Raw genomic sequence first — 24,942 nt, forward strand, 5'->3', positions numbered from 1 at the left:
CGGGTATGTGGCGCCCCGTGGCGGTGTCGTGTTTTCATGGGAATGAAAACGGTTATCGCTTGGTTGGAAGGCCTGTCACCCCAAGGAGGCGCCCATGGCACGCAACGACGTCCGGCCCGTCATCCGGCTCAGGTCCACGGAGGGCACCGGGACCACCTACGTGACCCGGAAGAGCCGCCGCAACACCCCGGACCGCCTGGTCCTCAGCAAGTACGACCCCCGGCTCCACCGCCACACCCGGTTCCGAGAGGAACGCTGACGCAGGGAGGGCTCCATGCAGAAGAACATCCAGTACGGTCACGTCGTCTTCCGCGACAAGGCGGCCGACTTCTCCTTCCTCACCCGGTCCACGCGGAGCAGCGCGAACACCGTCGAGTGGGAGGACGGCCGCACCTACCCGGTGATCGACGTCGACATCTCCAGCGCCAGCCACCCCTTCTACACGGGCAACGCCCGCGTGGTGGACACCGCGGGGCGGGTGGAGCGCTTCCAGCGCCGCTACCAGCGCGGCTGACCCAGCACACGGCGCCGCCGGGGACCACCCCGGCGGCGTCGTCGCGTGGAACGGGCAGGACGAAACACCCTCACCCCTGCCGTCCGAATCCGCACGGGTCCGGCAGGCTTGTTCCGTGACGACAACCCCGACCGAAACACCGGCCCCCACCCCCGGCCGTACCACCGCGAAGGCCCCGCGCAGCCCCGTCGACCTCCTCGTCGGCGTCGCCGGACTGCTCCTGGTCTGCGTGGTCCTGTTCCTCGTGAGCAACGCCATCTCGGACGGCGCCCCGACCGACGACGCCACCCAGCTCCGCGCGGTGATCCCGTCGTGGCTGCTGTTCGGCGCGGCGCTCGGCGCCAACCTGCTGCTCATCGTCCTGATCGCCTACGTCGTCCTGCGCACGCTGTTCGTCGGAGAGCTACGCGACCTGACCCGCGCGATCGTCGCCGCGGTGGCGGCCTACGCGATGACGTCCTACGTCAACTCCGTCCTGAAGAACGCCACCTACAGCGCCGAGTCGCTGCCCGGGGTGCCCGACGAGGTCCTGACCGCCGCCACCCTCGGCTACGTCGCCGCCGGAATCGCGTTCGCCCGGACCATGCCCACCGGACAGCCCCGGGTGCGCTCCCTGCTGTGGGGCACCAACGCCGCGATCGCGGTCACCTCGGTGATGGCCGGGGTCACCAGCATCCTCGCGGTCCTGTTCACCATCCTCGTCGGCCTCACCTGCGCCGCCCTGAGCCGCTACGCCATCGGCGCCAGCGTGCCACCTCCCGCCACCGGGCTCATCCAGGCCGAGCTCCGCCGCTTCGACATGACCGCGGACCGGATCACCCCCGCCGGAACCGACCGGGAGGGAGACTCCCTCTACCTGGCCGACCTCGCGGACGGTCGCCAGATCGAGCTCTCCGTGCTCAACTCCGAGAACACCAGCGGGTTCTGGCTGCGCCTGCGCGACCTCCTCCTCCTACGCGGCCCCGTCGCCCCGCGCATGCTCTACGGAGCGCGCAGACGCGCCGAGCACGCCGCGCTCATGAGCACCGCCGCCCGCGAGGCGGGGGTGGACGCCCCCCGTGTCCTGGCGCTGGGAGAACTCACCCCCGGCACGATCTTCCTGGCCCGCGAACGCTCCCGCCTCCAGGGGTTGGACACGCTGGACCCGGACCGGACCAGCGACGCCCTGCTGGACGACCTCTGGCGCCAACTCGGTCTGCTGCACCGGCGCCGCGTCGCCCACGGCGACCTCAACGGCACCACGGTGGGCGTGCTGTCGCACGCCGAACCCCGGCCGGTCACCGCCTCGCTCACCGGGGTCGACCGAGGCGTCGTGGCGGCGCCCCCGATCCGCACCGCCCTGGACACCGCCGCGATGGTCACCCTGTTGGCACTGCACGTGGGCGCCGACCGCGCGGTGTCCTCCGCGGTAAGGGCCCTGGGCGTGTCCGCCACCGCCAACATCCTCCCCCTGCTGCAACCCGCGGGCCTGCCCCACGGACTCCGCGCCGCACTGCGCCGCGCCGACCGCTCGCTCATGGGGGACCTGCGGCGGCACATCGCGGCCGTCGCTCCCGAGGCCCCCACCGAACCCGCCCGCCTGGAGCGGATGCGCCCGCGCACCATCGTGAGCTTCGTGGTGGTCACCCTGGTCGGACTCGTGCTGGTCTACCAGCTCTCCGGGGTCGAACTGGGCACCATCCGCTACGCCGACCCGGCGTGGACCCTGGCGGCCCTGGCCATGGCCACCGTCTGCATGGTCGCCGCCGCCATGGTGCTGATCGGCTTCGTTCCGGCACGTCTGCCCTTCTGGCGAACGGTGCTGGTGCAGTACGCGGCGTCCTTCGTGCGCATCGCCGCCCCCGCCGGGCTGGGCTCGATCGCGATCAACAGCCGGTACGTGATCAAGGCCGGGGTGCCCACCTCGCTGTCCCTGTCCGCCGTGGGCCTCACCCAGTTGGTGGGGTTCCTGGTCCATGTGCCGCTGCTCCTGGTCTGCGCGTACCTCACCGGTACCTCGTACTGGACGGGCTTCACGCCGTCCCCGACCGTCACGGTGATCGTCATCATCGGAACCGTCAGCGTGGGTTCCGTCCTGCTGCACCCCCGCCTGCGCAGGGCCGTGGGTTCCAGCCTGCGCCCGTACCTCAACGGGGTGCTGCCGCAGCTGCTGGACCTGTTCCAACGCCCCGCCAGCCTCGTTCTGGGGGTGGGCGGCACACTGCTGCTGACTGTGGCCTTCGTGCTGTCCCTGCACTTCTCGGTCCTGGCCTTCGCGGGGCCCGAACTCGAAGTGAGCCTGGTCGCGGTCGCGGTGGTCTTCCTCGCGGGCAACGCCATCGGCTCGGCCGCGCCCACCCCGGGCGGGCTCGGCGCGGTCGAGGCGGCCCTGATCGGTGGGCTCACCACGGTCACCGCGATGCCCGCCGACGTGGCCCTGCCCGCGGTGCTGCTGTTCCGGGTGCTCACCTTCTGGTTCCCGGTGCTGCCCGGATGGGCGGCCTTCAGCTACCTGCAACGCCGCGAGGCGATCTGATGACCACCAAGACCGCTGGTATCGCGGCCCTGATGTCTGCCAGGATGTGCGCAAGAGGACGTCGGGCGAAATATCAAGCGGAGATAACGGCCCGCGTTGTCCCAGGTCGTTTACTGTGAGCCCCGCGCACGCGGGGATGGACCGGGAAGGCGCCGCGGCCTCGGGACCAGTGGGTGGTGAGCCCCGCGCACGCGGGGATGGACCGGTCCTCCCACCCGTCGAGCTGGGACCACCGCCGTGAGCCCCGCGCACGCGGGGATGGACCAGCATGGGCCGCTGAGAAGGATCCGGCTGCGTAGTTGAGCGCCCTCATCTGTGCGAACTGCTTCGGCGGCGTACTCCTCTGCCCGTGTGCGGGGCGGCTGCATGACCGGTTCGGCTGCTGTGACGGTCGCCCAGGGGTGCGGGCGGCGAAGACGGAGTCGCGTGATACGGCCTGGGAGTACGAGCGCGTGGAACCAGGAGCTGTAACAAGGCACCTCGCGCAGCGCTCGGCTGCACGAGGTGCGACGTGCCCGGAACGGGACGGGCGCGCTACTTCACCCCTGACACCTTCTGCACGAACTCGGTCATGACCTGGGCTCCAGCTGTGCCGGTGATCGGCGTTCCGGGGTTGGGAGACCCCTGAGCCTCCCTGGCCTTGCGAACCGCCGCGACCGTCTTGGAGCCGTACTTGCCGTCAGCCTCCAGGTGCTCGTTGGGAGGCGTGCCCAGATGCCCCGAGGCGATGAGCAGTTCCTGAAGGTAGGCCACCTTCTCGCCCTCGTCACCCTGCTTGAGCCCAATCATGTCCGTCTCCGTTCCTACGCGTGGGGCGGGAGAAGCCTCGAACGCCAGAGTGCCGCCCCGTGATCGGATGTCTACGACCCCGAAAGTCCCCGGCCTCCCAGGCACGGAAACCCATGTGACCTGCGAAGACGTGGAGGCTGGAAGGCATATCCGAATCAAGGTCCGCGAGTTGCCCGAACCGGGTGGCCTGGTTGCGGAGCCCGGCGACAAGGGCGGCAGTGGGCGGATGTCCGCGTGGCCCGGGAGCTCTGCGCACGGGGAATGGGGCGGCGTCGCTTCCGGAGGCCTGGGTGAGGGTGGCATGTACCCTTCCTCCCGGGTGCGTCGGCCCCCTGCCCCAGGAATGGCGCACGAACCGTCCCGCGCGGGGAGAGGCGGTCCGGGACTCCTCCCCCCTCACCCTGAAAGATGTGCATGACCGAGGAACCCCGCTCCGAGAGAAGCGCCGGCCTGCCCTACCTCCACATGGTGCTGGTCGGCGTTCTGTTCCTGCTTCTCATGCTGATCAAGTTCGAGGACCCCCTGCCCACGTTGCGCACGCCGCTGATGATCGTGCTCAGCGTGGCACTGGTGGTGAGTGCCTTCCTTCTGGGCGGCAGGACCCTGAAGAAGAGCTGACCGTCACGGGGGCCGGGGCGTCCGCGATGCACGGGTGCCCCTCGTTGTGGACAGAGGGTTGCGGTTGACGTGACGTCAACGTCTAGCTTCGTTCTTGTGGCCGGAGGGTCCGGTCGGACGAGGGGAGACGGATGTCGTGGTCGATGGGTGAGGTCTGCCGGATGAGCGGGGTGACCTCCCGGACGCTGCGCCACTACCACCATGTCGGTCTGCTGATCCCGGAGGACACCGGGCCGGGCGGGCTGCGCCGGTACGGCGAGCGCGAACTGCGCAGGCTCCAACGAGTCCTGGTCATGCGTGAGCTCGGTCTGGGACTGGCGGACATCCGCCGGGTCCTGGACTCCGAGCAGGACGAGGCGGAGGCGCTCCGGCAGCACCTGTGCGACCTCGAAGCCGAGCGGGACCGTCTCAGCGTCCTCGTCGACACCGTGCGTCGCACGGTCGACGCCTTGGAGAACGACGTGACCAGCAGACCCGAGGAGCTCTTCGAGGGCTTCGACACCGCCCACTACTCCGAGCGGGCCCGGGTGGAGTGGCCGCAGCAGTGGGAACAGGCCCGGGAGGCCATGACCTCCGTCGACGGTGAGCGGATGCGCGCGGAGACGGCGGAGGCGATGGGCCGGATGGCCGCCTTCCTGAGGGCGGGTACGCCGGTGGCGGCGCCACCGGTCCAGGCGGAGGTCGAGGTGCACTACCGGCGGGTGTGCGTGATGTGGACACCCGACGCGGAGGCCTTCGCCCACTTGGGGCGGGTCTACGCGGAGGACGGCCCGTGGCGTGAGGTGTACGAGAGCGTCGAGCCCGGACTGGCCGACTACCAGCGCGAGGCCATGGAGGTCTTCGCCGAGCACCTGGGGGAGGGCACGTGATCCCCGCGCACTGGACGGCCCACCGCCGGGAGGAGGACGGGGAGGTCCTGGGATACCTGAGACCCGAGGGCGATGGTTTCGTGCCGGTCAACCCGTTCGGCCACCCCGTCGGTCGCGCGGCTCCGGAACACGACGCACGGGCCGTTCTGGACGACGTGGGCCTGGCCTCCCTGGCCGAGCTCTGGTGCATGACCCTGCCGGGGCGGGCGGAACCGGTGACGGTGCGGATCGTCGAGGTCACCCCGGAGCGCATGCGCGTGGCCAACGCCGACTACGGGTTCGAGGAAGCCGACATCGGCCACGTGTTCGTTCTCGACGTCCCCGCGCGTCTACAGAACGTCCGGGGAGGTGTCCAGGACCGTGCGGTCACGGGAGGCGACCAGGGTGAACCAGGCCTCGGTACGGGGTAGCTCGTGGCGGAAGAAGTACGCGGCTGCGGCGCGCTTGCCCTCGTAGAAGGCGCCCTCCTTGCCGTGGGCGGCCGTGAGCTGTTCCAGCCACATCCAGGCCACCACGACGTGGCCGACCGCTTCCAGGTAGGGGGTCGCGTTGGCCAGCGCCGCCGCCGGGTCCCCGTCGGACCAGGCGGCGGCGGTGGCCTCGGTCATGCGGTCCAGAACGGAGGAAAGGAGCTCGGCGTACTCGGTCTCGGTGCTCTCGTCCACGGCGGCGCGGGCCGTCTCCACCAGGAGGGAGAGGCGGGCCCCGTCGTCCAGGACGGCCTTGCGGCCCAGCAGGTCCAGGGCCTGGATGCCGTGCGTGCCCTCGTGGATGGCGTTGAGCCGGTTGTCCCGGTAGTGCTGCTCCACGTCGTACTCGCGGGTGTAGCCGTACCCGCCGTGCACCTGGATGGCCAGGCTGTTGGCCTCCAGACACCACTGCGAGGGCCAGCTCTTCACGATCGGCGTGAGCACGTCCAGGAGCAGGTGCGCCCTCCGGGCGGACTCGGGTTCGCCGCTGGCCTCCTCGTCGACGAGCCGGGCGCAGTACAGGACCAGGGCCAGCGCGCCCTCCACGTAGCTCTTCTGTGCCAGGAGCATCCGGCGGACGTCGGTGTGCTCGATGATGGGCACCTGGGGCTGCCCGGGGTCCTTCGCGCCGAGAGGACGGCCCTGGAGCCGTTCACGGGCGTAGGCGAGGGACTTCAGGTAGCCGGTGTAGCCGACCGCCGTCGCCCCGGCGCCCACACCGATCCGGGCGTGGTTCATCATGTGGAACATGTACCGCAGCCCCTGGTGCGGTTCGCCCACCAGGGAACCGACCGCGCCGGGTGCCCCGCCGGGGGTGTGGCGGCCCTCCCCGAAGTTGAGGAGGGCGTTGACGGTGCCCCGGTAGCCCATCTTGTGGTTGAGCCCCGCGGTGACGACGTCGTTGCGCTCCCCGTCGGCCAGGTACTTGGGCACGACGAACAGCGAGATGCCCCTGACCCCGGGCGGTCCGCCGGGGATCCTGGCCAGGACGAGGTGGACGATGTTCTCGGTCAGCTCGTGGTCGCCCGCGGAGATCCACATCTTGTTGCCGAACAGCCGGTACGCGCCGTCGCCGTCGGGTTCGGCGCGGGTGGTGATGTCGGCCAGGGAGCTTCCCGCGTGCGGCTCGGACAGGCACATCGTGCCCGTGAAGCGCCCCTCCACCATGGGCCGGACGAACGTGTCGATCTGCTCGGGGGAGCCGTGGGCCAGGAGCAGGGAGGCGTTGCCCGAGGTGAGGAAGGGGTAGGCGGCCGTACCCGGGTTGGCTGCCTGGAAGTAGGCGTCGCAGGCGCTGGAGACCACCCGGGGGAGCTGGCCGCCGCCCACGGCGGCGTCCATCGCCAGGGAGGAGAGCCCGGTCTCGGCGTGCACCTTCAGGGCCCGGCCGACCTCGGGGATGACGTGCACCCGTTCACCGTCGAAGCGGGGTTCGTGGGCGTCGCTGGTCTTGTTGTGCGGGGCGAAGTGGTCGGTGGCCACGCGTTCCGCCAGTTCGAGGGCGCCGTCGAGGGTCTCCCGCGAGTGGTCGGCGTACCGGGGCCGCTCCGTGAGGGCCTCGGCGTCGAGCCATTCGTAGAGCAGGAACTGCAGGTCGCGCCTGGACAGCAGGGTGGACGCCACGGGTTGCCTCCCAGAGTGATCAACCGACTGGTCGGTATGCTATCGGTCCGGCTTCCCGTCCGGGTGGTCGGGGTCTACGCTGGTCCCACCAACCGGAGTCGAGGCCAGGAACCGAGCATGCCCGAGAACACGCCCACCGTGCTGTTGCTGAACGGCCCCAACCTCAACCTGCTGGGTACCCGAGACCCCGGGCAGTACGGAACCACCACCCTCGCGGAGGTCGAGGAACGGGTGACCGCCCTGGGAAGGGAACTGGGTGTGGAGGTCGTCTGCGCGCAGTCCAACAGCGAGGGCGGCATGGTCGACCACGTCCACGCGGCCCGGCACTACGCCGGTGTGGTGATGAACCCCGGCGCCTACGCCCACTACAGCATCGCCCTGCGCGACGCCGTGGACGCGATCGAGGCGCCCGTGGTCGAGGTGCACATCTCCAACGTCTACGCCCGCGAGGAGTTCCGCCACACCTCCGTCACCGCGCCGGTCGCCGCCGGGTACGTGGCGGGGTGCGGGATCCTCGGCTACGAACTCGGTCTGCGCGCGGTCCTGTCCCGCGCGGCGGAACGGGCCGCCCGGGGCTGACCCCTCAGTTCCACAGCAGTTCCTGGCCGGGGACCTGTTCGCCCCCGGAGCCCGACCGCCTCGACCTGCACCGCAGGCACGTCACCGGGCTGGTGGACGGGCGCAGCCGCATGGGGTCGTCGGCGGCCGCGCACACCACCGCCGGGATCTCCACGCCCACCCAGACCCGGGTGGTCAGCTCGTGGACGATGCTGCCGTCACCGATCCGGGCCGCCTTCGCGTCGGCCAGTTCGGACCGGCGGCGGCGCAGCGTGGCGGCGAGGTGCCGGACCTCGGGGGCGGGCTCCTGAGCGGGCTCCTGGGCGGGTTCGGCCTGCGGGGCGGGCCGGACCCGTGGGACGGGGCCGAAGCCCGGGAGGGGGACGGAACCCGGGATGGGGACGGCGTCGGAGGCGGGGTGTTCGGTCATGCCCTCCAGGATGCCCTGCCGGGCCCGACCTCGCACACGGGCGCGCGGAGCTCGGAACCGACTGGTCGGTACGGGACGGGGGCGAGGGAGCGCCGCTCAGCGGAAGGTCATCAGCTCCGGTCCGCCGTGTTCCAGATGCGCGTGGTCGTTGAAGGAGAGCAGCCGGGTCCCGCCGCGCCCGTGCACCAGCTTGGTCACCGACCCGTTGACCACCACCCGGTTCATCGCGACGAACACCGGATCCGGCGCCCGCATCAGGGAGGCGCAGGCGGTCGCGATCACCCCGGCCGAGGTGAACACCAGCGCCGTCCTGCCACTGCCGAGCGAGGACGCGAGCTCGTCCAACGCCGTCCGTACCCCGTTACGGAAGGCGGTCCAGGAACCCTCGCCCGTCGCCTCGGACGCCGTCCACGCGTGCAGCGAGGCGTCCAGCCGTTCCTGGAGGGTGCCGGTCCCGGTCGTGTGGCGCTCCAGCAGACGCAGGTGGTCGTACTCGTTCCACCGGGGGTCCGGCACGGGTTCCACTCCCAGCCCGCCCAGCCCGGCCAGCGCGGTGGCGGCGGTCTGCCGCTGGCGGCGCAGGGTGCCGCTCACCACGGGCCCGAGCTCCAGCCCGCGTCGGGCCAGTTCGGCCCCGACCAGACGGGACTGTTCGTGTCCGGTGGGGCTCAGTTCGTCGTAGTCCGCCGCCTCGGGGGAGGCCTTACCGTGGCGGATCAGGTAGATCGTCGGCATGGCGACACAGTACGGGCGGCCCCGCGCGGAGGGACGCCCCGGGTCCGCTCCGACGCGAAACACCGGGCACGGTAACCACACTTCTCGCCTCCCGGCCGGTATCAATGGAACCGGCGGCCCCCCACCCCCGAAGGCGTGTCCCTTCGTCGGTGAGGAGAACATGGGAGAGCTGCCCCTTGAGGGCCACACCCCGCGGAGCAGGATCAGGGCCGTGGCGACGGAGGTCCGTGCGCGCCTGTCGGCCAACGCCTCCCTGATCGTCCTCGCGGTCATCGCCGCCACGCTGGCCTGGACCATCGCGGGTGGCCTCGTCCAGGACCACCGGCCCTTCTTCGCGCCCATCGCCGCCGTCATCGCGCTCAACGCTTCCGGAGGGGAACGCGGTGCCCAGGCCCTGCGCCTGCTCATGGGCGTGTTCATCGGCATCCTCGCGGGCGAGCTCAGCCTGCTGGTCACCGACCTCAACGAGGTGGCCATGGTGCTGGCCACCGCGTGCGCCATGACGGTGGCCGCCGCGATCAACGCCGAACGGATCATCATCGGCCAGGCCGCCGCCAGCGCCATCCTGACGACGATCTTCGTCGGCGGCGCCAGCCCCGGCATCGACCGGCTCGTGGACGCGCTCATCGGCGCCGGTGTGGCGCTCGCCTTCAGCCAGCTGTTCTTCCCGGCGCGGCTGGTGGCCCTGCTCCGCCGGATCGAGGAGGACGCGCTCAACGAGATGGCCACCATGCTCGCCCTGGTCGGCCGGTCCCTGGAGGACGGGGAGACCTCCAGCGAACAGGTGGTCAACCGGCTCGGGGACCTGAGCCGGCCCATGGCCGAACTCAGCCGGGCACGCGAGAGCAGCAAGGCCACGATCCGGCTCTCCACCATCCGCTGGGGCGACCCGCAGCCCGTGCTGGAGGAGGACGAGGTCATCGAACGGCTGATCCTGCTCGGTGAGAGCTGCCTCTTCCTGGCCCGGACCACCACCGCCATGGGCGTGGAGGAACAACGGGAGCTGGCACCCATCGTCACCGACATGGCCGACGTGCTCACCATCCTCTCCGACGACCTCAGCAGCCGTGAGGCCCGGGAGGAGGCGGTGGAACGGGCACTGACGGCCGCGCGCGCCTACGGGACCGGCGCCCCCGAGGACGACCCGGTCACCCACGCCACCCACCTCGCCGTGGAGATGGTCGCCGCCGACATCATGGTGTTCGCGGGGATCAGGTTCGAGGAGATCGAGGACGTCCTCCAGGGAGACCTGGAGGATCCCACCGTCCCGCACCCGCCGGGTGAACCGTGGCTGCCGTGGCTGAGCTGGCGCCCCCGCTGGCGCGCCCACTGGCGGCTCCGGGGCCGCCTCCCGTGGCGTCGCTCCGGCGGTCAGTGACCCGCGCTCCGGCGCCGCCGTGCCAGGGACCGGACCGCCAGCCCGATGAGGAGCGCGTTGCCGAGCGCGCCCAGGACGAACAGGACCAGGAACACGGGCGCCTGCGCGTCGACGGGCATCCCGGCCATGTCGAGCAGCGAGAAGGCCAGCACCGAGAACACGCCGCACGGCAGCAGCCACACGGCCAGGGCCAGCTCCGGCATCCCCGAGCCGAAACCCGGGCCGAGATGGACGACGACCGTCCCCACGAGGACGGCCGCGGCGAGCGCGAGGTACACGCGCGAGGGACGGTTGTCCGTCGAGGCGGCGAGGAGGTGGCGCACGGTGCTCCTTGGTTCCGGGTCCCACCAGGGTGCCGCAGCACGGCGGAGGGCCCCTGAGTACGGATACTCAGGGGCCCTCGGACACCAGGGGCTCAAAGCCCGCCCGACTCAGCCGACCTGGGAGGACGGCTCGAAACGCACCACCACCGACTTCGACGTGGGCGTGTTGCTCACGTCCGCGGTGGAGTCCAGCGGCACCAGCACGTTGGTCTCCGGGTAGTACGCGGCCGCGCTGCCACGGGCGGTGGGGTAGTGCACCACCCGGAAGTGCGGCGCCCGCCGCTCACGGCCGTCCGACCACTCACCCACCAGGTCCGTGTACGCCCCGTCCTCCAGGCCCAGCTCGGCGGCGTCCTCGGCGTTGACCAGCACGACCCGGCGGCCGTCCGTGATGCCCCGGTACCGGTCGTCCAGGCCGTAGATCGTGGTGTTGTACTGGTCGTGCGAGCGCAGCGTCTGCAGCAGCAGCCGCCCCTCGGGGACCTCGGGCGCGTAGGTGCCGTTGACCGTGAAGTTGGCCAGCCCCGTCGCGGTCGGGAACCGCCGGTCGTCGCGCGGGGCGTGCGGCAGCGCGAACCCTCCGCGCCGCCGGGCCTTCGCGTTGAAGTCCTCGAACCCCGGCACGACCCGGGCCACGTGGTCGCGCACCCGGTCGTAGTCGGCCATCCGGTCCCAGTCCACCGGGTCGTTCCCGAACACCCTGCGGCCCAGCTCGCGGACGATGTCCACCTCCGAGCGCATCCCCTCCGACAGCGGTGCGAGCACGCCGTGGGAGGCGTGCACCAGGCCCATCGAGTCCTCCACCGTCACCCACCGCTGCTCACCGTCGCGCTGGTCGCGGTCGCTGCGGGCCAGGGCGGGCAGGATGAGGGCACGGGTGCCGGTCACCACGTGCGAACGGTTCAGCTTGGTGGACACGTGCACCGTCAGGCCCACCCGGCGCATGGCTTCCTCGGTCACCTCGGTGTCCGGGGAGGCGGCCACGAAGTTGCCGCCCATGGCGAAGAACACGCCCACCTCACCGCGCGCCATCGCCCGGATCGCGTTGACCACGTCGTGCCCGTGCTCGCGCGGCGGTTCGATCCCGAACTCCGCGCCCAGCGCGTCCAGGAAGGAGTCGGCGGGCCGCTCGAAGATGCCCATCGTGCGGTCGCCCTGCACGTTGGAGTGGCCGCGCACCGGACACACACCCGCGCCCGGCCGCCCCACGTTGCCGCGCAGCAGCAGGAAGTTGACCACCTCGCGGATGGTCGGCACCGAGTGCTTGTGCTGGGTCAGTCCCATCGCCCAGCACACCACGATCCGCTCCGAGGCCACCACCATGGCGGTGAGCTCCTCGACCAGCGAACGGGAGAGCCCGGTGTCGCGTTCGGTCCGGGCCCAGAACTCGTCCTCGGGCTCGGCCAGCAGCGCCTCGGAGAACTCCTCGAACCCGTGCGTGAACGAGTTCACGAACCCGTGGTCGAGGACCTTCTCACCACGCTGGTCGGCCTCCAGCAGCAGCCGGTTCACCGCCGTGAAGAGCGCCAGGTCGCCACCCACCCTGATCTGCGCGAACAGGTCGGTGAGCTCGGTCCCGCGCCCCACCAGGCCCCGCGCGTACTGCGGGTTGCGGAACGCCTTCATGCCCGCCTCGGGCAGCGGGTTCACCGTGACGATCCGCGTGCCGCGCCGCTTGGCCTTCTCCAGCGCGGACAGCATCCGGGGGTGGTTGGTGCCCGGGTTCTGCCCCGCGACGATGATGAGGTCGGCCTCGTACATGTCCTCCAGGGACACGCTGCCCTTGCCCACGCCCAGCGTCTCGGTGAGCGCCGACCCGGACGACTCGTGGCACATGTTCGAGCAGTCGGGCATGTTGTTGGTACCGAGCTGGCGGGCGAACAGCTGGTAGGCGAAGGCCGCCTCGTTGCTGGTGCGGCCCGAGGTGTAGAACACCGCGCCGTCGGGCGTGTCCAGCCCGCGCAGCTCCTCCGCGATCATGTCCAGGGCACGGTCCCAGGAGACGGGCTCGTAGTGCGTGGCGCCCTCGGCCAGGTACATCGGCTCGGTCAGGCGGCCCTGCTGCCCCAGCCAGTAGCCGGAGCGCTCGAACAGGTCCGTGACCGGGTGCCGGGCGAAGAAGTCCGGCCCCACGGTCCGGCGGGTGGCCTCCTCCGCGACCGCCTTGGCGCCGTTCTCGCAGAACTCCGCCTTGTGCCGCTTGCCCGGCTCCGGCCAGGCGCAGCCGGGGCAGTCGAAGCCCTTCTTCTGGTTGACCGCGAGCATCGCGGGCAGCCCGCGCAGCACGCCGGCCTGGTCGTTGACGTGGCGCACGCTGTTGAGCACGGCCGGGATGCCCGCCGCGCTCTCCTTGGGAGGCCCGACCTCCGGCGCGTCCTGGGCGGGGTCGGGCATGTCCGAGTCGTGGTGTGTCACAGTTCGAATTCTCTCACCGAGTCGCCCTCTGTCCAGAGGTCCCGAATAGTTATGGCGCTGAATGGGCCGAACGATATCAAGGACTGGGGCGTTGTTGTTCCCGGGGTCCTCGCACATGTATTCTTGCGCGATGTTGCTGAGCCAGCTGAAGTACCTGACCGCGCTGGCCAAGGAACGGCATTTCGCCCGTGCGGCCCAGGCGTGCCACGTGTCCCAGCCCGCCCTGTCCGCCGCCATCCGCAAGCTCGAGGCCGAGTTCCGCGTCCCCATCGTGAGGCGGAGCAACCGGTTCATCGGGTTCACCCACGAGGGGGAGCGGATCGTCGCCTGGGCGCAGCGCGTCCTGGCTGAGCACGACATCCTGGTGGAGAACGTCAGGAGCCTGCGGGAGGGGTTGAGCGGCCGTCTGCGGATCGGTGCCATACCGACCACCCTGAGCTCCATCTCCCTCATCACCAGCGCCTTCTGTGAGCTCCACCCGCTGGTCACGCTGTCGGTGGTCTCCATGACCTCGAAGGAGATCGAGCGGGCCCTGGCCGACTACCAGATCGACGTCGGGCTGACCTACGTCGACAACGAGCCCCTGGAGAACGTGCGTCAGCAGCCCGTCTACCGGGAGCGCTACGCCCTGCTCACCGACGAGCAGGGGCTGCTCAACGGCCGCGAGACCATCACCTGGGCCGAGGCCGCCGAGGTGCCGCTGTGCCTGCTGTCCCCGGACATGCAGAACCGCCGCATCGTCGACCAGGCGTTCCGCAGGGCGGGGGTCGAGGCGGTACCCAGGGTCGAGACCAACTCGGTGAGCGCCCTGTGCTCGTTCGTCAACGAGACCCGCTGGTCAGCGGTCATGCCGCACGCCTGGCTGTCCCTGCACGCGGTGCCGGAGGGTATGCGCGCCATCCCCCTGGTGGAACCCGAGGTCAGCAAGCAGATCGGGCTGGTCGTCGCGGACCGGGACCCCGAACCCGTGCTGGCCCGCGCCCTCCTGGACACCGTCGCCGACGCCGACCTCCAGGCGCGGCTGGACCACTACCACCCGGAGGGTCTCGTCCCCGGGATCGCCCTCTGATCCCCGCCAGGGGCCCGTTCCGGGCCCTCGATAACCAGAACCTATCGTTCGACAATGAACGTGTATTTGATTCTCGTCACACAAGGTGTGACGATGGCGCATGCTTGTGCCGCTTCCCCGGAATAGCCGGGAAAGCGGAAGCGCATTCCGGTCGGAAATCAATCATGAGGATGAGTAGTGCTGTCGTTTCTCGATCGTGACAAGAGCGTCGCGCCGCCCGGATACAGCCGCTGGTTCATCCCGCCCGCCGCGCTCGCCGTGCACCTGTCCATCGGCCAGGTGTACGCCTTCAGCGTCTTCAAGACCCCGCTGGTCGAACGCTTCGACACGACGCTGACCGCGATCGGCGTGGTCTTCAGCATCTCCATCGTGATGCTGGGCCTCTCGGCGGCCTTCGGCGGCAAGTGGGTGGAGCGCAACGGTCCCCGCAAGGCCATGTTCGTGGCCGGTCTCTGCTGGGGCACCGGCTTCCTGGTCGGCGCCCTCGGTGTGGCCACCGGCCAGCTGTGGCTGCTCTACCTCGGCTACGGCGTGATCGGCGGGATCGGCCTCGGTATCGGGTACATCTCCCCGGTGTCCACCCTGATCAAGTGGTTCCCGGACCGGCCCGGCATGGCCACCGGCCTGGCGATCATGGGCTTCGGCGGCGGCGCGCTGATCGCCTCGCCGCTGTCCGCCGCGCTCCTCGACCGCTTCGGTGAGACCCCCGCCGACGCGATCGTCCCCGCGTTCCTCATCCTCGGCGCCGTCTACTTCGTCGCCATGATGCTCGGCGCGATGACGGTCAAGGTCCCGGCGCCCGGGTGGCGACCGGACGGTTGGCAGCCGCCGACGGACACCGCGGGCACCCCCGCCGTGGACCCCGCCACCGAGGGCGTCAGCGTGGAGCGGGCCTTCCGCACCCGCCAGTTCTGGCTGCTGTGGATCGTGCTGTTCTGCAACGTCACCGCGGGCATCGGCATCCTCGAACAGGCCGCGCCGATGGTCCAGGACTTCTTCACCGGGGTCGGCCCCGCCGAGGCCGCGGGCTACGTCGGCTTCCTGTCCCTGTGCAACATGCTCGGCCGGTTCGTGTGGTCCTCCACCTCCGACCTCCTCGGCCGCAAGCGCACCTACATCGGCTACCTGGGGCTCGGCAGCCTGCTCTACGTGCTGATCGCCGTGGCCGGCACCAGCTCCGTGGTGCTCTTCGTGGCGGTCACCGGGGTCATCCTGTCCTTCTACGGCGGCGGTTTCGCGACCATCCCCGCCTACCTCAAGGACCTGTTCGGCTCCTTCAACGTCGGCGCCATCCACGGCCGCCTGCTCACGGCCTGGTCGTGCGCGGGCATCGCCGGGCCGCTGATCGTCAACGTGATCGCCGACCAGCAGATGGCCGCGGGCCGCTCCGGAGCCGACCTGTACACCTTCTCGCTCTACCTCATGGTGGGTGTGATGGTGGTCGGATTCGTGGCCAACGCACTGGTGCGCCCCCTGCCCAAGGCCGCACCCGTGGCGGCGCCGCAGGACACCGACACGTCCCGGGAGCCCGTGTGAGTGCCGGAGGCCACGGAGCCGTGGACCACCGAGCAGACCGAGGGACCCCGTCGGGGTCGGTGAAGGAGGATCCGATGGAACAGCGGACACGTGACCAGGTGTCGAAGGGCGCCGCGCTCTTCCTGTGGGCGGTCGTGGTCATCGCCCTGGGCTACGGCGTGGTGAGCACCGCGATCCAGGCGGCCGCCCTGTTCACCGGGTAGGACGCCGCCCGCCGGTCTCAGTCGACGTTTCCCGCGAAGGTGACCGGCGGGTACAGCGGGACGAAGTCCTGGTCGTGGAACTCGACCGTGTACTGGATCTGGTGGTCGTCCTCGTCGGCCCAGCAGTCCTCGTCCCAGCTGCCGGACTGGCCGGGCTCCAGGCTCTCCGGCGGGTTCGCGCTGTCGCCCAGCGCGGGCGAGCCGGATTCGCGGAGCGGGTCGCCCACCGAGCACGACCTGGTCACCAGGCCGCTCGGCACGGCCGTGGAACCCTCGTTGGTGACCTCCACGGTCCAGGTCAGGTAGGGCAGGTCGCCCTCCTCGCCGGTGGCCGGATCGACGCCGCCCTCCTCGACACGGCGCTCGAACGCGCTCAACCCGATGGAGAACCCGTCACCGAAGTCGTGGGTCTGGTCCAGGTCGACGACGACCGGCTCGAACCCGGTCTCGGGTCGCTCCTCGACGTCGTCGGGGTGGGTGCTCCGAGGGGAGGGCGGCGCGGGCGGGTCCGGTTCCGCCGAGGAGCCCTGGACCCACCACCCCGCGCCGAACCCGACGATCAGGGCGACCACGGTACTGATCGCGGTCACGATCCAGCCGGTTCTGGTCATGTGGGGGCGTCCTTCCCGGGGTGGGCCCGCGGGCCCGGGGCTCAGGGCGACCGTACCGCACCCCGACCTGCCGGGGAGGACGTGCGCGGGGGTACGCCCGGGCGGGTGAGCGGTGACGCCCGCGGACGTAGGCGGTCGAGACCCGGGGACGACGCGCGCGGGGGCCGGTCCTCCTAGCGTGGAGCCATGAACCCAGCACACAGTTCCACCCCGCCCCGCCGGAGCGGGTTGGGACTCCCGTTCCCCGTCGTCGTCGCCCTGGCCCTGTTGGCCGCTCCCCGGGTGGTTCTGCACGATCTCGGGGTCATCCAGGAGGGCACCCTCGTCAACGCCCTGTTCGTGTTCGTCCCGCCGACGGTGTGGATCGCCGTGGTGCTCTGGCGCCGGGTCCCGAACCCCTTCCTGACGCTCCTCGCGGTGGGGGTGCTGTACGGGGTGTTCCTGATGCTCGGGCACCAGATCCTGTGGACCACGGCCTGGGACGGCGCCCCGCCGACCCTCGGCGGCAACCTCAGCGGGCTCCCGCCCCTCGCCCACGCGGTGATCACACGCGGCTTCGCGGCGCTGAGCAGTATCGTCACCGGCACCCTGGTCGGGGCGGTCTGCGGACTCCTCGCCTGGGGTGCCAGCAGGGTGCTTCACCGGGGAGCGCGGACCACCGCCGCCTGAGCCGCGCCGCCCGGTGAGAGGGGCGGTGGGTCAGTTGACCGCGACGGGGGTGCCACCGGTGATGCGGAGCAGTTCGGCGTGGTCGGTGGGGAAGACGGTGTTGGGGGTGCCGCCCGCCGCCCACAGCCTCGGGTAGTCCGCCAGGGCCGGATCCACCACGGTCTCCACCGGGGCGGGGTGTCCGATCGGTGCCACCCCACCGATGGCCTGGCCGGTGGCCTCCCGGACCTGTTCCGGGGCGGCGCGTGTGATCCTCTCCTTGCCCAGGCGTTCGGCCAGCAGGGTGACGTCCACCCTGTGCCGTCCGCTGGTCATCACCAGCAGGGGTGCGCCGTCGGCCATGAACACCAGGCTGTTGGCGATCGCGCCGACCTCGCAGCCCAGGGCCTCGGCCGCCTCGGCGGCGGTCCGGGTGGACGCGGGCAGCGCGCGCACCCGTCCGCCGACTCCCAGCGCGTCGAGCGCCCGCGCCACCTCGCGGCTGCGTTCGGGTAGGTCCTGGACCTGGTCCATCTCGATCCCTTCATCGCTTTCGGAGCAGGGTATCCAAGCACGGCCGACCGCGGGGACCGGACCGGGTTGCTCGTCGTCGAGGCGACCGCCGTCGGTTGAGGACCCGGACGAGGTCCCGAAGGCCGCTGAGGGGTGGGACGGACGAGCGCACCGGTTCCGTGGGGCCGTCCGCGCGCGGCGGTCGAACCCGGCCGCGAAACCCCGCAGCGGTGGGGAACCGGCACCACCACTGCCGCGTCCCACCCAGAGCGCCGGATTTCTCATGAATCCCACCGTTCACACCCCCGGCGCCGCTCGGGCAACCGCCCGAGCGCCCCTGAACCCGCGCCCGCCCCCAGGCTCCGGGAAGAAACGAAAAGGAAGTATCCGTGGTCATCAAGCGTCTGCTCGCCGGAATCGGATTCGGCGGAGCCTCGGTGGAAACCTCCCTGGTCTCGGCCGTGACCACCCCTGGGGGCTCCCTGCGAGGGACCGTCGTCATCGAGGGCGGCGACGTCGAGCAGCGGGTCGAACAGCTCACCGTCGGCCTCCAGGCCCGGGTCGAGACCGAGGTCGGGGACCACGAGGTCAACAACGACATGGAGTTCCACCGTGTACGCCTGGGCGAGGGCGTGCTCCTGGCCCCCGGACAGCGGTTCCAGGTGCCCTTCGAGCTCCTCGTGCCTTGGGAGACCCCCGTCACCACCCACCGCGGCCGCCACCTGCACCGCATGAACATCGGCGTGAACACCCGTCTGCACGTGGCGAACGCGGTCGACCCCGGCGACCTGGACCCGGTGGCCATCGAGCCCCTCCCTGCCCAGGCCGCGGTCCTGGACTCGCTGCTCTCCCTCGGGTTCACCTTCAAGCACGCCGACCTCGAACGGGGCCACATCGCGCGGACCCGGCAGCGGCTGCCCTTCTACCAGGAGCTCGAGTTCCACTCTCCCAGCCGCTACCGGGGCCTGAACGAGCTGGAACTGTCCATGGTCACCGACGAGCACGGCGCGGACGTGGTGCTGGAGCTGGACAAGAAGCCGGGCCTGCTCTTCTCCGAGGGCCGTGACACCTTCCACCGCTTCACCGTGAACCACCACGACGGTGCCGGGCGGGACTGGACGGGTCACCTGCACCAGTGGATCGACTCCCTGGCTGGCAGCAGAAGCCTGTTCTGAGACCGGTGGGGCGGGGGCCGTTGACCCCGCCCCCGCGTGGGCGCTCCGGTGACGAGGACGAATCTGCGCCCCGACCCGGAGCCCGTGGCAAGGCCCCGGACCCGGTGTCCGGACGGAACCCTCGGCTCAGGGCGTGATCAGGTGGCCGTCGAACCCGGCCGCGACCAGGTACGCGTAGGCCTCACGGACCCGGTCGGGGACCTCCTGCGGAACCGAGAACCCCCGAGCCGGGTATTCCATCACCCGTTGCAGGTCGCCCACCATGGTGTCCATGACGAGCCGGTCGTCGCCCACGGTGCCCAGGTAGTCGTCGAACCCGGCCCGGTCCGAGGCGCACACGGTGTCCACCTCGGGCCAGAGCCTGCGTGTGGTCGCGTGCGCGCGCCGTTCCATGTACGGCTTGCTCACGAGCATCACCGAGGAGACGGTGATCCCGCGGTCCTCAAGCAGGGCGCGGGAGTACCGGAGGTTCTCCCCGGTGTTGGTGGCCCGGGTCTCCATGAGGACCGCCGCGTCCGGGACCCCCAGTCCGAGGACGTGCTCGCGGTAGTGCACCGCCTCGCCCCGGGGGAACCGTGCGAGGGTGGAGGGGCTGTTCGCGCCCGTGATCACCATGCGGGGGAAGAACCCGCGCCGGTACAGGTCGGCGGCGCTCGTGGCCACACCGAGGTCGTGACTGCCCAGGACCACCGCCACGTCGCACCGGCGCGGTTCCTGGCCCATGCGCTGGTAGTCCCAGACGATCCGGGCCCGCTGACGGACCTCCTCGGTCAGCTCCGCGTTCGCTCCCACACCGTTCCCTCCGCCGCCGTTCCGTGTCCCTGGCACCCTAGAACGGCGGCGGGGCGGTCAGCAGACGCTGTCGCCGGGCTTGGGCACTCCGAGCCCGAAGAGCGTGCGGGCCCGCAGACCCGCCCACGTCCCGGCCAGGGCGAAGACCGCCCACAGCCAGCCGTGCAGGCTGCCCGAACCGATCCCGGCCAGGTAGGCGCCGATGTTGCAGCCGCCCGCGAGCCGGGCGCCCACGCCCATCAGGATCCCGCCGACCAGACCGGCGGCCACCAGGTTCCAGCTCAGACCGGTGTGCCACTTCCAGGTACCAGCGGCCCCGGCGGCCACCGCCGCGCCCAGGATGATGCCGATGTTGGTCAGACTGTTCTTGTCCTGGAGGACCGGGCCGGCCAGCTGTTCGGCCTGGCCCGGCTGGGACCAGAACGCCCAGGTCTCGGGCTGGAGCCCGACCAGCTGGAGCGCCTTGGCGCCCCACAGGTTGAAGGCCGAGGTGATGCCCCAGGCGCCCCCGGAGACCACGAGGACGGCGGTGCCCAGCGCGGCCAGCACCAGGGCGCCGGCCACCAGGGGCCAGCTGCCCCGCACGATCCGCGCCACTCCCTCAGCGGACGGCGGGGCGCCCACGGGCGGCGGGACGCGCCGGTTCTGGACCAGGCGCGTGACGACCACGATCGCGACCAGGGCCGCGATGGTGACGAGCCAGGAACCGCCCCAGCCGACGTGGTCGGAGAGCAGCACGGGCGGGATCGCGGGCAGGTCGGAGACCAGCGGCCAGGCGAGGCTGTAGATCTGCGAACCGACGATGAAGCCGAAGAGCGTGATGAGGATGGCGGACTGGCCGGAGCCGACGGCGAAGAGCGTGCCCGAGGCGCAGGCGCCGCCGAGCTGCATGCCGATCCCGAACAGGAACGCCCCCGCGAACAGGGCGATGCCGATCGGCCCGGCCGAAGGAGCGGGTTCGTTCCCGAACAGGCCGGTCCCGGTACCGATGACCAGCGCGAACAGGGTGGCGGTGGTGCCGAGCAGGACCGCGTGGGCGCGCAGGCCGGTGCCGTTGCCCACGGCGAGGAACTGGCGCCAGGCCGAGGTGAAGCCGAACCGTGAGTGGAACAGCGTGAAGCCCAGACCGGTGCCCAGGAGCAGCAGTACGGCGGGCAGGGCGCCGTGTTCGGACCAGACGAAGGCGGCCAGGCCGAGGGCGCCGAGCAGCGCGATCCCCAGTGGCCACCAGCGGACGGGTTCGGCGGCGGGTGCCTGGGGCGGTGGGGCCGAGAGGGTGGGGTTCCACTTCAGGGCCAGGGCGGGAGAGACGTCCGAACCGGATTTTCCGGTCGGCTTGGTGGGTGTTGCGGTCACAGGGATGTGTCCAAACGTGACGGGGTGGGGCGACACGGGGTCGCGGGGACGCCAGGGGCACACCGGTGCCGCGTCGGAGCGCGGGAGACGGGTCGGGTCAGCGCACGCGGAGACGGCACCGGCGGCGACAGAGGCCGTCATCGGTGCTCGTGAGCGACATGGAGATCAGAGCCATGCGCAGAAAACGTGTGGGACCGGACATGGGGGTGATTGTAGGGCATGGTCCCGAACGTCCCCGGAGTCGGGGGCGGGGGAGGGGCGGGCGGGGAGCTGGTGGAACGGGTTCAGTCGGTCGGAACCAGGGTGATCGTGCCGTTGTCGGTCCGCGCGGTGACCGTGCTGGCGCTGGACGCGTCCGTGGGGAGTTCGTTGACGACCTCGCCGTTGTCGAAGGTCTCGAACACCGCGTAGGGGCCGCCGGGCATCGCGACCGTCGCGACGCCGTTGTTGGTGCTCACCTCCACCTCCGTGGGGGCCTCGGAGAAGACGGCTTCGATGCCGCCGTTGTCCGTGGCGATGCTCACGGAGTCGGAGCCGATCCCGCTGAGGTTCATGTCGCCGTTGTCGGAGGTCAGGGTGAGCGGTCCGGTGACGTCCGCGACGTCGACGGTCCCGTTGGCCGAGGCGAGTTCGATCGGGGCGGTGAACCCGGAGACGCCGACGGAGCCGTTGTCGGTCTCCACCGACAGCGCGGTGTCGGCCGGGACGAACACCCGGTATCCGACCCGGCAGTCGGAGATGGCGCCGCACCTCGTCTCCAGGGTGAGTGTGTCTCCGACCAGCTCCCAGTCCCCGTCCGCGTCGCCCGAGGCCTCGCGGACCACCCGGACCTGGTCGGTGTCGTCGGGGACGATCTCCAGGGCGGCGTTGTCGACCTCGACGATGAGGAGTTCGGGCACGTCCTCGTAGGTCTTCTCCTCCGGTTCGCCGAGTTCGGCGACCTCACCGCACCCGGCGAGCAGCCCCAGGGACAGGAGCGCTCCACCGGTGGCGAGTGCGACGCGGGTGGTCGGCGGGTTCATGGGGTCTCCTCATGTTCGGGGCGGGCCGTGAACCCGGCCAGGGCGGTGGTCAGGGTGGCCTCGACGGTCCGCGCGTCCACGGCCTCGGGGTCGGCCAGGTGCTCCATGGACAGGCCGTTGGTGAGGCAGTGCAGGGTCAGGGCGACGGTCTCGGGCCTGGCGGTCAGCCGGACCCCGTACCGCTCGGTGAGCTCGGTGACCAGCGCGGTCACCGTCTCGCGCTGGGTGCGGCGCATCCGCCTGACGGCGACGGCGGTGGGCCCGTGGCGGGTGGCGTGCGCGGCGAACTCCAGCGCGAGACGGCCGCGCTGGGTGTCCTCGGTGACGCGCCGGGCGATCCTGCGGGCGATCGCGACCACGGCGTCCTCGGGCGCGGCGGACCGCTCCAGGGCGGCGGAGGCGAACTCGTGGTCGGAGCGATCACTGAGCACGGCGGCGAAGAGGTCCTGTTTGCCGCCGAAGTTGGAGTAGACGGCTCCCTTGGTGAACCCGGCGGCACGCGCCACGTCGTCCAGGCGGCTGTCGGCGTACCCGCGCTCCGCGAACACGCGCGCGGCGGCGGCGAGCAGGCGGCGGCGCACCTCCGCGCGGGGTACGCGGGGTGCGGGTTCCGGTGGGCCGTCCATGCGGCGAACCTAACATACCGGCCGGTACCGGATACCCATGGGTATCACGGTCACCGGCCGGTGTCAGGGGGAGGGCTACTCCGTGTCGTAGACGCGGACGTAGTCGACGACCATCTCCTGCGGGAACTGGGTGGTCTCGTCCGGGTACCCGGGCCACTGGCCGCCCACGGCGACGTTGAGGATCATGAAGAACTCCTGGTCGAACACCCAGTCACCGCTCACGTCGGAGGGGGTGACGGTGTTGAAGGGCACGCCGTCGACCGACCAGGTGATGGAGTCGGGGGTCCAGTCCACCGCGTACACGTGGAAGTCGTCGGGGAAGGCCCCGCCGTCGGGGTGGTCGTAGGAGGCGCCCACGCCCTCGCCGCCGGAGTAGCCGGGGCCGTGCACGGTGCCGTGGACGGTCCCGGGCTCGCTGCCGATGTGCTCCATGATGTCGATCTCGCCCGAGTCCGGCCACGGCGTGTCCGGGAAGTCGGAGCCGAGCATCCAGAAGGCGGGCCAGACGCCCTGGCCGGTCGGCACCTTGATCCTGGCCTCGATCCGGCCGTGGGCGTGCTCGACGTTGTGCTGGGTGGTCATCCGCGCGGAGGTGTAGCCGCCGTCGGCTTCCTGGCGCGCCGTGATGACGAGGTTGCCGTCGCCGTCCAGGGCGGAGTTGTCCCGGCTGGTGGTGTAGTTCTGGAGCTCCTCGTTGCCCCAGCCGTGGTCGCCGGTCTCGTGGTTCCAGTTCGCCGGGTCGGGGGCGTCGCCCGCCGCGCCGTCGAACTCGTCGGACCACACCAGTGCGGCGTCGGTCGAGGTCAGTTCGCTGTTGTCGGTCACGTCGCTTCCGGTCCAGGTCAGGGCGGTGGCGGTGAGAGCGAAGGCGGCTCCCAGGCCAACGGTGGTGGTGACGGTGCGGCGCACGGTGCCGCCGCTCCGTGGCTTCGCGCTCGATGGGTGGCCCATGGTGGTCCTCCGGGGGTCGGGGGCGGGGCCGGGCCTCGGTACGCGCGGGGCAGCGGGTCTCGCGCGGATGCGAGGGGACCGGCGCACTCTGCTGAACGAGTGTTAAGCGACTGTACGGTTGCGCTCCGTGGTGTTACAAGGGGGTGTCGGGAGAAAAATGGGAACGCTCCCATCGAGGGTGGGAAAAGGGGCCTACGGGTCCGCGCCCGTCGGCCCCGGCGGTCAGGTCCTGCTCGCCCGCAGCGAGTACATCAGCGGGACGCGGGCGTGCGTGTCCGGGAAGCGGTAGTAGCCGTCCGCCGAACGCTCGAAGGAACCGAACCGGGGGAAGAGCGAGGCGTCGTGTTCGTGGAGGAAGTCCAGGCGCAGCCCGGCCGCCGCCAGCGCGGAGACCACCGCACCGAGCGGGTGCTGCCACTCGACGCTGCGGTTGTGGACGGTCTCGGCCTCCAGGTCCGCGTACGTCCCCGCCATCTCCGACTCCTGGGCGTCCTTCGCGAAGTAGTCGCGGACCACGCGCGTCCCGGTCGCGTCGTCGAGGACGTCCGTGAGCGGGTGGAACTCGGCCAGGTACAGGAAGCCGCCGGGGGACAGCAGCGACGCCGCCGTCCGGGCCCAGCGCTCGATGTCCGGGAGCCAGCACAGCGCGCCGGTCCCGGTGTAGACGATGTCGTAGGTCTCCTCGGGCACCACCGAGGGGGCGTCGTAGACGTCGGACTCCACGAAGGCCGCCCGCTCGGGGGAGAGCCCGATCTCCCCGGCCAGCTCCCGCGCCTTGCGCACGGCCGGGCCCGAGAAGTCCAGACCGACCACGCGCGCCGCGCCGTGGTCGCGTGCCCACGACAGGGTGTCCAGGCCGATGTGGCACTGGAGGTGCAGCAGGGTGCGGCCGGTGACGTCACCGACCTCCTCGATCTCGAAGTCGCGCAGGGCGTCCGTTCCGGCACGGAAGCCGTCCAGGTCGTAGAAGTCGCTGGCGACGTGCAGGGGGACCCGCTCGTCCCAGTGGGCGCGGTTGGCCGAACGCCAGTCCGTCGGGGTGGGAGTGCTCATGGTGCTGGAAGCTAACAGGGAACCCGGATCGCGTCCCCTGGTTTTTCGCGTCCGCGGCCAGGGGAGCCCCGGCGGGCCGTCCGGGTGGAGCGGCGGGGTTACCATCGGGCCGGGGTTCGAGGCCACCACGCCTCCGTGACCTGGGCTCTC

Annotated in this window: 27 protein-coding genes; 13 read left to right on the plus strand and 14 right to left on the minus strand. The window is 71.2% G+C overall.

Annotated features, from left to right (window positions below; all coding sequences use genetic code 11):
- Positions 1–94: 94 nt before the first annotated feature.
- The 3 genes from rpmG (at position 95) to AC0VYL_RS11700 (ending at position 3,029) form a co-directional block, all read left to right on the plus strand.
- On the plus strand, positions 95–259 hold the full coding sequence (rpmG, locus tag AC0VYL_RS11690) for a 50S ribosomal protein L33 (RefSeq protein ID WP_475462756.1): 165 nt from the start codon (positions 95–97) through the stop codon (positions 257–259).
- Between the two features lie 15 nt (positions 260–274).
- Complete coding sequence (locus AC0VYL_RS11695; RefSeq protein WP_475462757.1) at positions 275–514, plus strand: type B 50S ribosomal protein L31; 240 nt, start codon at positions 275–277, stop codon at positions 512–514.
- Positions 515–629: 115 nt separating this feature from the next.
- Positions 630–3,029 carry a lysylphosphatidylglycerol synthase domain-containing protein gene (locus tag AC0VYL_RS11700; RefSeq protein ID WP_475483130.1) on the plus strand — a complete coding sequence of 800 codons (2,400 nt, stop codon included), beginning with the start codon at positions 630–632 and terminating at the stop codon, positions 3,027–3,029.
- A gap of 534 nt (positions 3,030–3,563) precedes the next feature.
- On the opposite strand, the gene AC0VYL_RS11705 is transcribed toward AC0VYL_RS11700, so the two are convergent.
- Positions 3,564–3,818 (minus strand): peptidoglycan-binding domain-containing protein, encoded by a 255-nt coding sequence (locus tag AC0VYL_RS11705; protein WP_475483131.1) that lies wholly within the window; start codon positions 3,816–3,818, stop codon positions 3,564–3,566.
- A 414-nt stretch (positions 3,819–4,232) separates the two neighbouring features.
- Here AC0VYL_RS11705 and AC0VYL_RS11710 point away from each other — a divergent pair, with 414 nt between their 5' ends.
- The 3 genes from AC0VYL_RS11710 (at position 4,233) to AC0VYL_RS11720 (ending at position 5,715) form a co-directional block, all read left to right on the plus strand.
- Positions 4,233–4,436: a hypothetical protein gene (locus tag AC0VYL_RS11710; protein WP_475483132.1), complete on the plus strand. Its 204-nt coding sequence runs from the start codon at positions 4,233–4,235 to the stop codon at positions 4,434–4,436.
- Positions 4,437–4,567: 131 nt separating this feature from the next.
- Positions 4,568–5,305 carry a MerR family transcriptional regulator gene (locus AC0VYL_RS11715; RefSeq protein ID WP_475462761.1) on the plus strand — a complete coding sequence of 246 codons (738 nt, stop codon included), beginning with the start codon at positions 4,568–4,570 and terminating at the stop codon, positions 5,303–5,305.
- The gene (locus AC0VYL_RS11720; RefSeq protein WP_475483133.1) at positions 5,302–5,715 is read left to right on the plus strand and encodes a hypothetical protein; all 414 of its coding nucleotides are present in this window, start codon (positions 5,302–5,304) and stop codon (positions 5,713–5,715) included. Before AC0VYL_RS11715 ends, AC0VYL_RS11720 begins: the two co-directional genes overlap by 4 nt.
- Here AC0VYL_RS11720 and AC0VYL_RS11725 read toward each other — a convergent pair.
- Positions 5,635–7,398, minus strand: coding sequence for an acyl-CoA dehydrogenase (locus tag AC0VYL_RS11725; RefSeq protein WP_475483134.1), 1,764 nt, complete (start codon positions 7,396–7,398; stop codon positions 5,635–5,637). The two genes, AC0VYL_RS11720 and AC0VYL_RS11725, sit on opposite strands and share 81 nt — an antisense overlap.
- Positions 7,399–7,515: 117 nt before the next feature.
- Here AC0VYL_RS11725 and aroQ point away from each other — a divergent pair, with 117 nt between their 5' ends.
- Positions 7,516–7,977 carry a type II 3-dehydroquinate dehydratase gene (gene aroQ / locus AC0VYL_RS11730; protein WP_475462764.1) on the plus strand — a complete coding sequence of 154 codons (462 nt, stop codon included), beginning with the start codon at positions 7,516–7,518 and terminating at the stop codon, positions 7,975–7,977.
- Between the two features lie 4 nt (positions 7,978–7,981).
- Here aroQ and AC0VYL_RS11735 read toward each other — a convergent pair whose 3' ends face one another.
- Positions 7,982–8,386 (minus strand): hypothetical protein, encoded by a 405-nt coding sequence (locus AC0VYL_RS11735; protein ID WP_475462765.1) that lies wholly within the window; start codon positions 8,384–8,386, stop codon positions 7,982–7,984.
- Between the two features lie 96 nt (positions 8,387–8,482).
- Positions 8,483–9,121 carry a histidine phosphatase family protein gene (locus tag AC0VYL_RS11740; RefSeq protein ID WP_475483135.1) on the minus strand — a complete coding sequence of 213 codons (639 nt, stop codon included), beginning with the start codon at positions 9,119–9,121 and terminating at the stop codon, positions 8,483–8,485.
- A gap of 160 nt (positions 9,122–9,281) precedes the next feature.
- On the opposite strand from AC0VYL_RS11740, the gene AC0VYL_RS11745 reads away from it, so the two are divergent.
- Positions 9,282–10,499: an FUSC family protein gene (locus AC0VYL_RS11745; RefSeq protein ID WP_475483136.1), complete on the plus strand. Its 1,218-nt coding sequence runs from the start codon at positions 9,282–9,284 to the stop codon at positions 10,497–10,499.
- Here AC0VYL_RS11745 and AC0VYL_RS11750 read toward each other — a convergent pair.
- A complete protein-coding gene (locus tag AC0VYL_RS11750; protein WP_475462768.1) occupies positions 10,493–10,822 on the minus strand; it encodes an SCO4225 family membrane protein in 330 nt (109 codons plus the stop codon). The two genes, AC0VYL_RS11745 and AC0VYL_RS11750, sit on opposite strands and share 7 nt — an antisense overlap.
- Positions 10,823–10,930: 108 nt before the next feature.
- Entirely contained in the window at positions 10,931–13,216 is a 2,286-nt protein-coding gene (locus AC0VYL_RS11755; protein WP_475463040.1) for an FdhF/YdeP family oxidoreductase, read from the minus strand.
- 151 nt (positions 13,217–13,367) lie between these two features.
- Between AC0VYL_RS11755 and AC0VYL_RS11760 the strand changes: the two genes are divergently transcribed.
- The 3 genes from AC0VYL_RS11760 to AC0VYL_RS11770 all read left to right on the plus strand — a co-directional run bounded on the left by AC0VYL_RS11760 (position 13,368) and on the right by AC0VYL_RS11770 (position 16,045).
- On the plus strand, positions 13,368–14,306 hold the full coding sequence (locus AC0VYL_RS11760; protein ID WP_475462769.1) for a LysR family transcriptional regulator: 939 nt from the start codon (positions 13,368–13,370) through the stop codon (positions 14,304–14,306).
- 177 nt (positions 14,307–14,483) lie between these two features.
- On the plus strand, positions 14,484–15,842 hold the full coding sequence (locus AC0VYL_RS11765; protein WP_475462770.1) for an L-lactate MFS transporter: 1,359 nt from the start codon (positions 14,484–14,486) through the stop codon (positions 15,840–15,842).
- 74 nt (positions 15,843–15,916) lie between these two features.
- Positions 15,917–16,045 (plus strand): MFS transporter small subunit, encoded by a 129-nt coding sequence (locus AC0VYL_RS11770; RefSeq protein ID WP_475462771.1) that lies wholly within the window; start codon positions 15,917–15,919, stop codon positions 16,043–16,045.
- Positions 16,046–16,062: 17 nt separating this feature from the next.
- Here the strand turns inward: AC0VYL_RS11770 and AC0VYL_RS11775 are convergent, their stop codons facing one another.
- Positions 16,063–16,656, minus strand: a complete 594-nt coding sequence (locus tag AC0VYL_RS11775; RefSeq protein ID WP_475462772.1) for a hypothetical protein — start codon at positions 16,654–16,656, stop codon at positions 16,063–16,065.
- A gap of 186 nt (positions 16,657–16,842) precedes the next feature.
- On the opposite strand from AC0VYL_RS11775, the gene AC0VYL_RS11780 reads away from it, so the two are divergent.
- A complete protein-coding gene (locus tag AC0VYL_RS11780; protein WP_475483137.1) occupies positions 16,843–17,325 on the plus strand; it encodes a hypothetical protein in 483 nt (160 codons plus the stop codon).
- Between the two features lie 30 nt (positions 17,326–17,355).
- On the opposite strand, the gene AC0VYL_RS11785 is transcribed toward AC0VYL_RS11780, so the two are convergent.
- Complete coding sequence (locus AC0VYL_RS11785; protein ID WP_475483138.1) at positions 17,356–17,838, minus strand: YbaK/EbsC family protein; 483 nt, start codon at positions 17,836–17,838, stop codon at positions 17,356–17,358.
- A gap of 368 nt (positions 17,839–18,206) precedes the next feature.
- On the opposite strand from AC0VYL_RS11785, the gene AC0VYL_RS11790 reads away from it, so the two are divergent.
- A complete protein-coding gene (locus AC0VYL_RS11790) occupies positions 18,207–18,992 on the plus strand; it encodes a sporulation protein (protein ID WP_475483139.1) in 786 nt (261 codons plus the stop codon).
- Positions 18,993–19,118: 126 nt separating this feature from the next.
- Here the strand turns inward: AC0VYL_RS11790 and AC0VYL_RS11795 are convergent, their stop codons facing one another.
- The 6 genes from AC0VYL_RS11795 to AC0VYL_RS11820 all read right to left on the minus strand — a co-directional run bounded on the left by AC0VYL_RS11795 (position 19,119) and on the right by AC0VYL_RS11820 (position 24,792).
- Positions 19,119–19,784, minus strand: a complete 666-nt coding sequence (locus AC0VYL_RS11795; protein ID WP_475483140.1) for a YdcF family protein — start codon at positions 19,782–19,784, stop codon at positions 19,119–19,121.
- 57 nt (positions 19,785–19,841) lie between these two features.
- Complete coding sequence (locus AC0VYL_RS11800; RefSeq protein ID WP_475462777.1) at positions 19,842–21,140, minus strand: YeeE/YedE family protein; 1,299 nt, start codon at positions 21,138–21,140, stop codon at positions 19,842–19,844.
- A 284-nt stretch (positions 21,141–21,424) separates the two neighbouring features.
- Positions 21,425–22,162 (minus strand): DUF4097 family beta strand repeat-containing protein, encoded by a 738-nt coding sequence (locus tag AC0VYL_RS11805; RefSeq protein WP_475483141.1) that lies wholly within the window; start codon positions 22,160–22,162, stop codon positions 21,425–21,427.
- Positions 22,159–22,788 (minus strand): TetR/AcrR family transcriptional regulator, encoded by a 630-nt coding sequence (locus AC0VYL_RS11810; RefSeq protein WP_475462779.1) that lies wholly within the window; start codon positions 22,786–22,788, stop codon positions 22,159–22,161. The genes AC0VYL_RS11805 and AC0VYL_RS11810 overlap by 4 nt, the downstream gene beginning before the upstream one ends.
- Before the next feature lie 75 nt (positions 22,789–22,863).
- The gene (locus tag AC0VYL_RS11815; protein ID WP_475483142.1) at positions 22,864–23,739 is read right to left on the minus strand and encodes a glycoside hydrolase family 16 protein; all 876 of its coding nucleotides are present in this window, start codon (positions 23,737–23,739) and stop codon (positions 22,864–22,866) included.
- A 222-nt stretch (positions 23,740–23,961) separates the two neighbouring features.
- Positions 23,962–24,792 carry a class I SAM-dependent methyltransferase gene (locus tag AC0VYL_RS11820; RefSeq protein ID WP_475483143.1) on the minus strand — a complete coding sequence of 277 codons (831 nt, stop codon included), beginning with the start codon at positions 24,790–24,792 and terminating at the stop codon, positions 23,962–23,964.
- Positions 24,793–24,942 lie beyond the last annotated feature (150 nt).

This window comes from Nocardiopsis sp. iso_238, assembly GCF_056173325.1.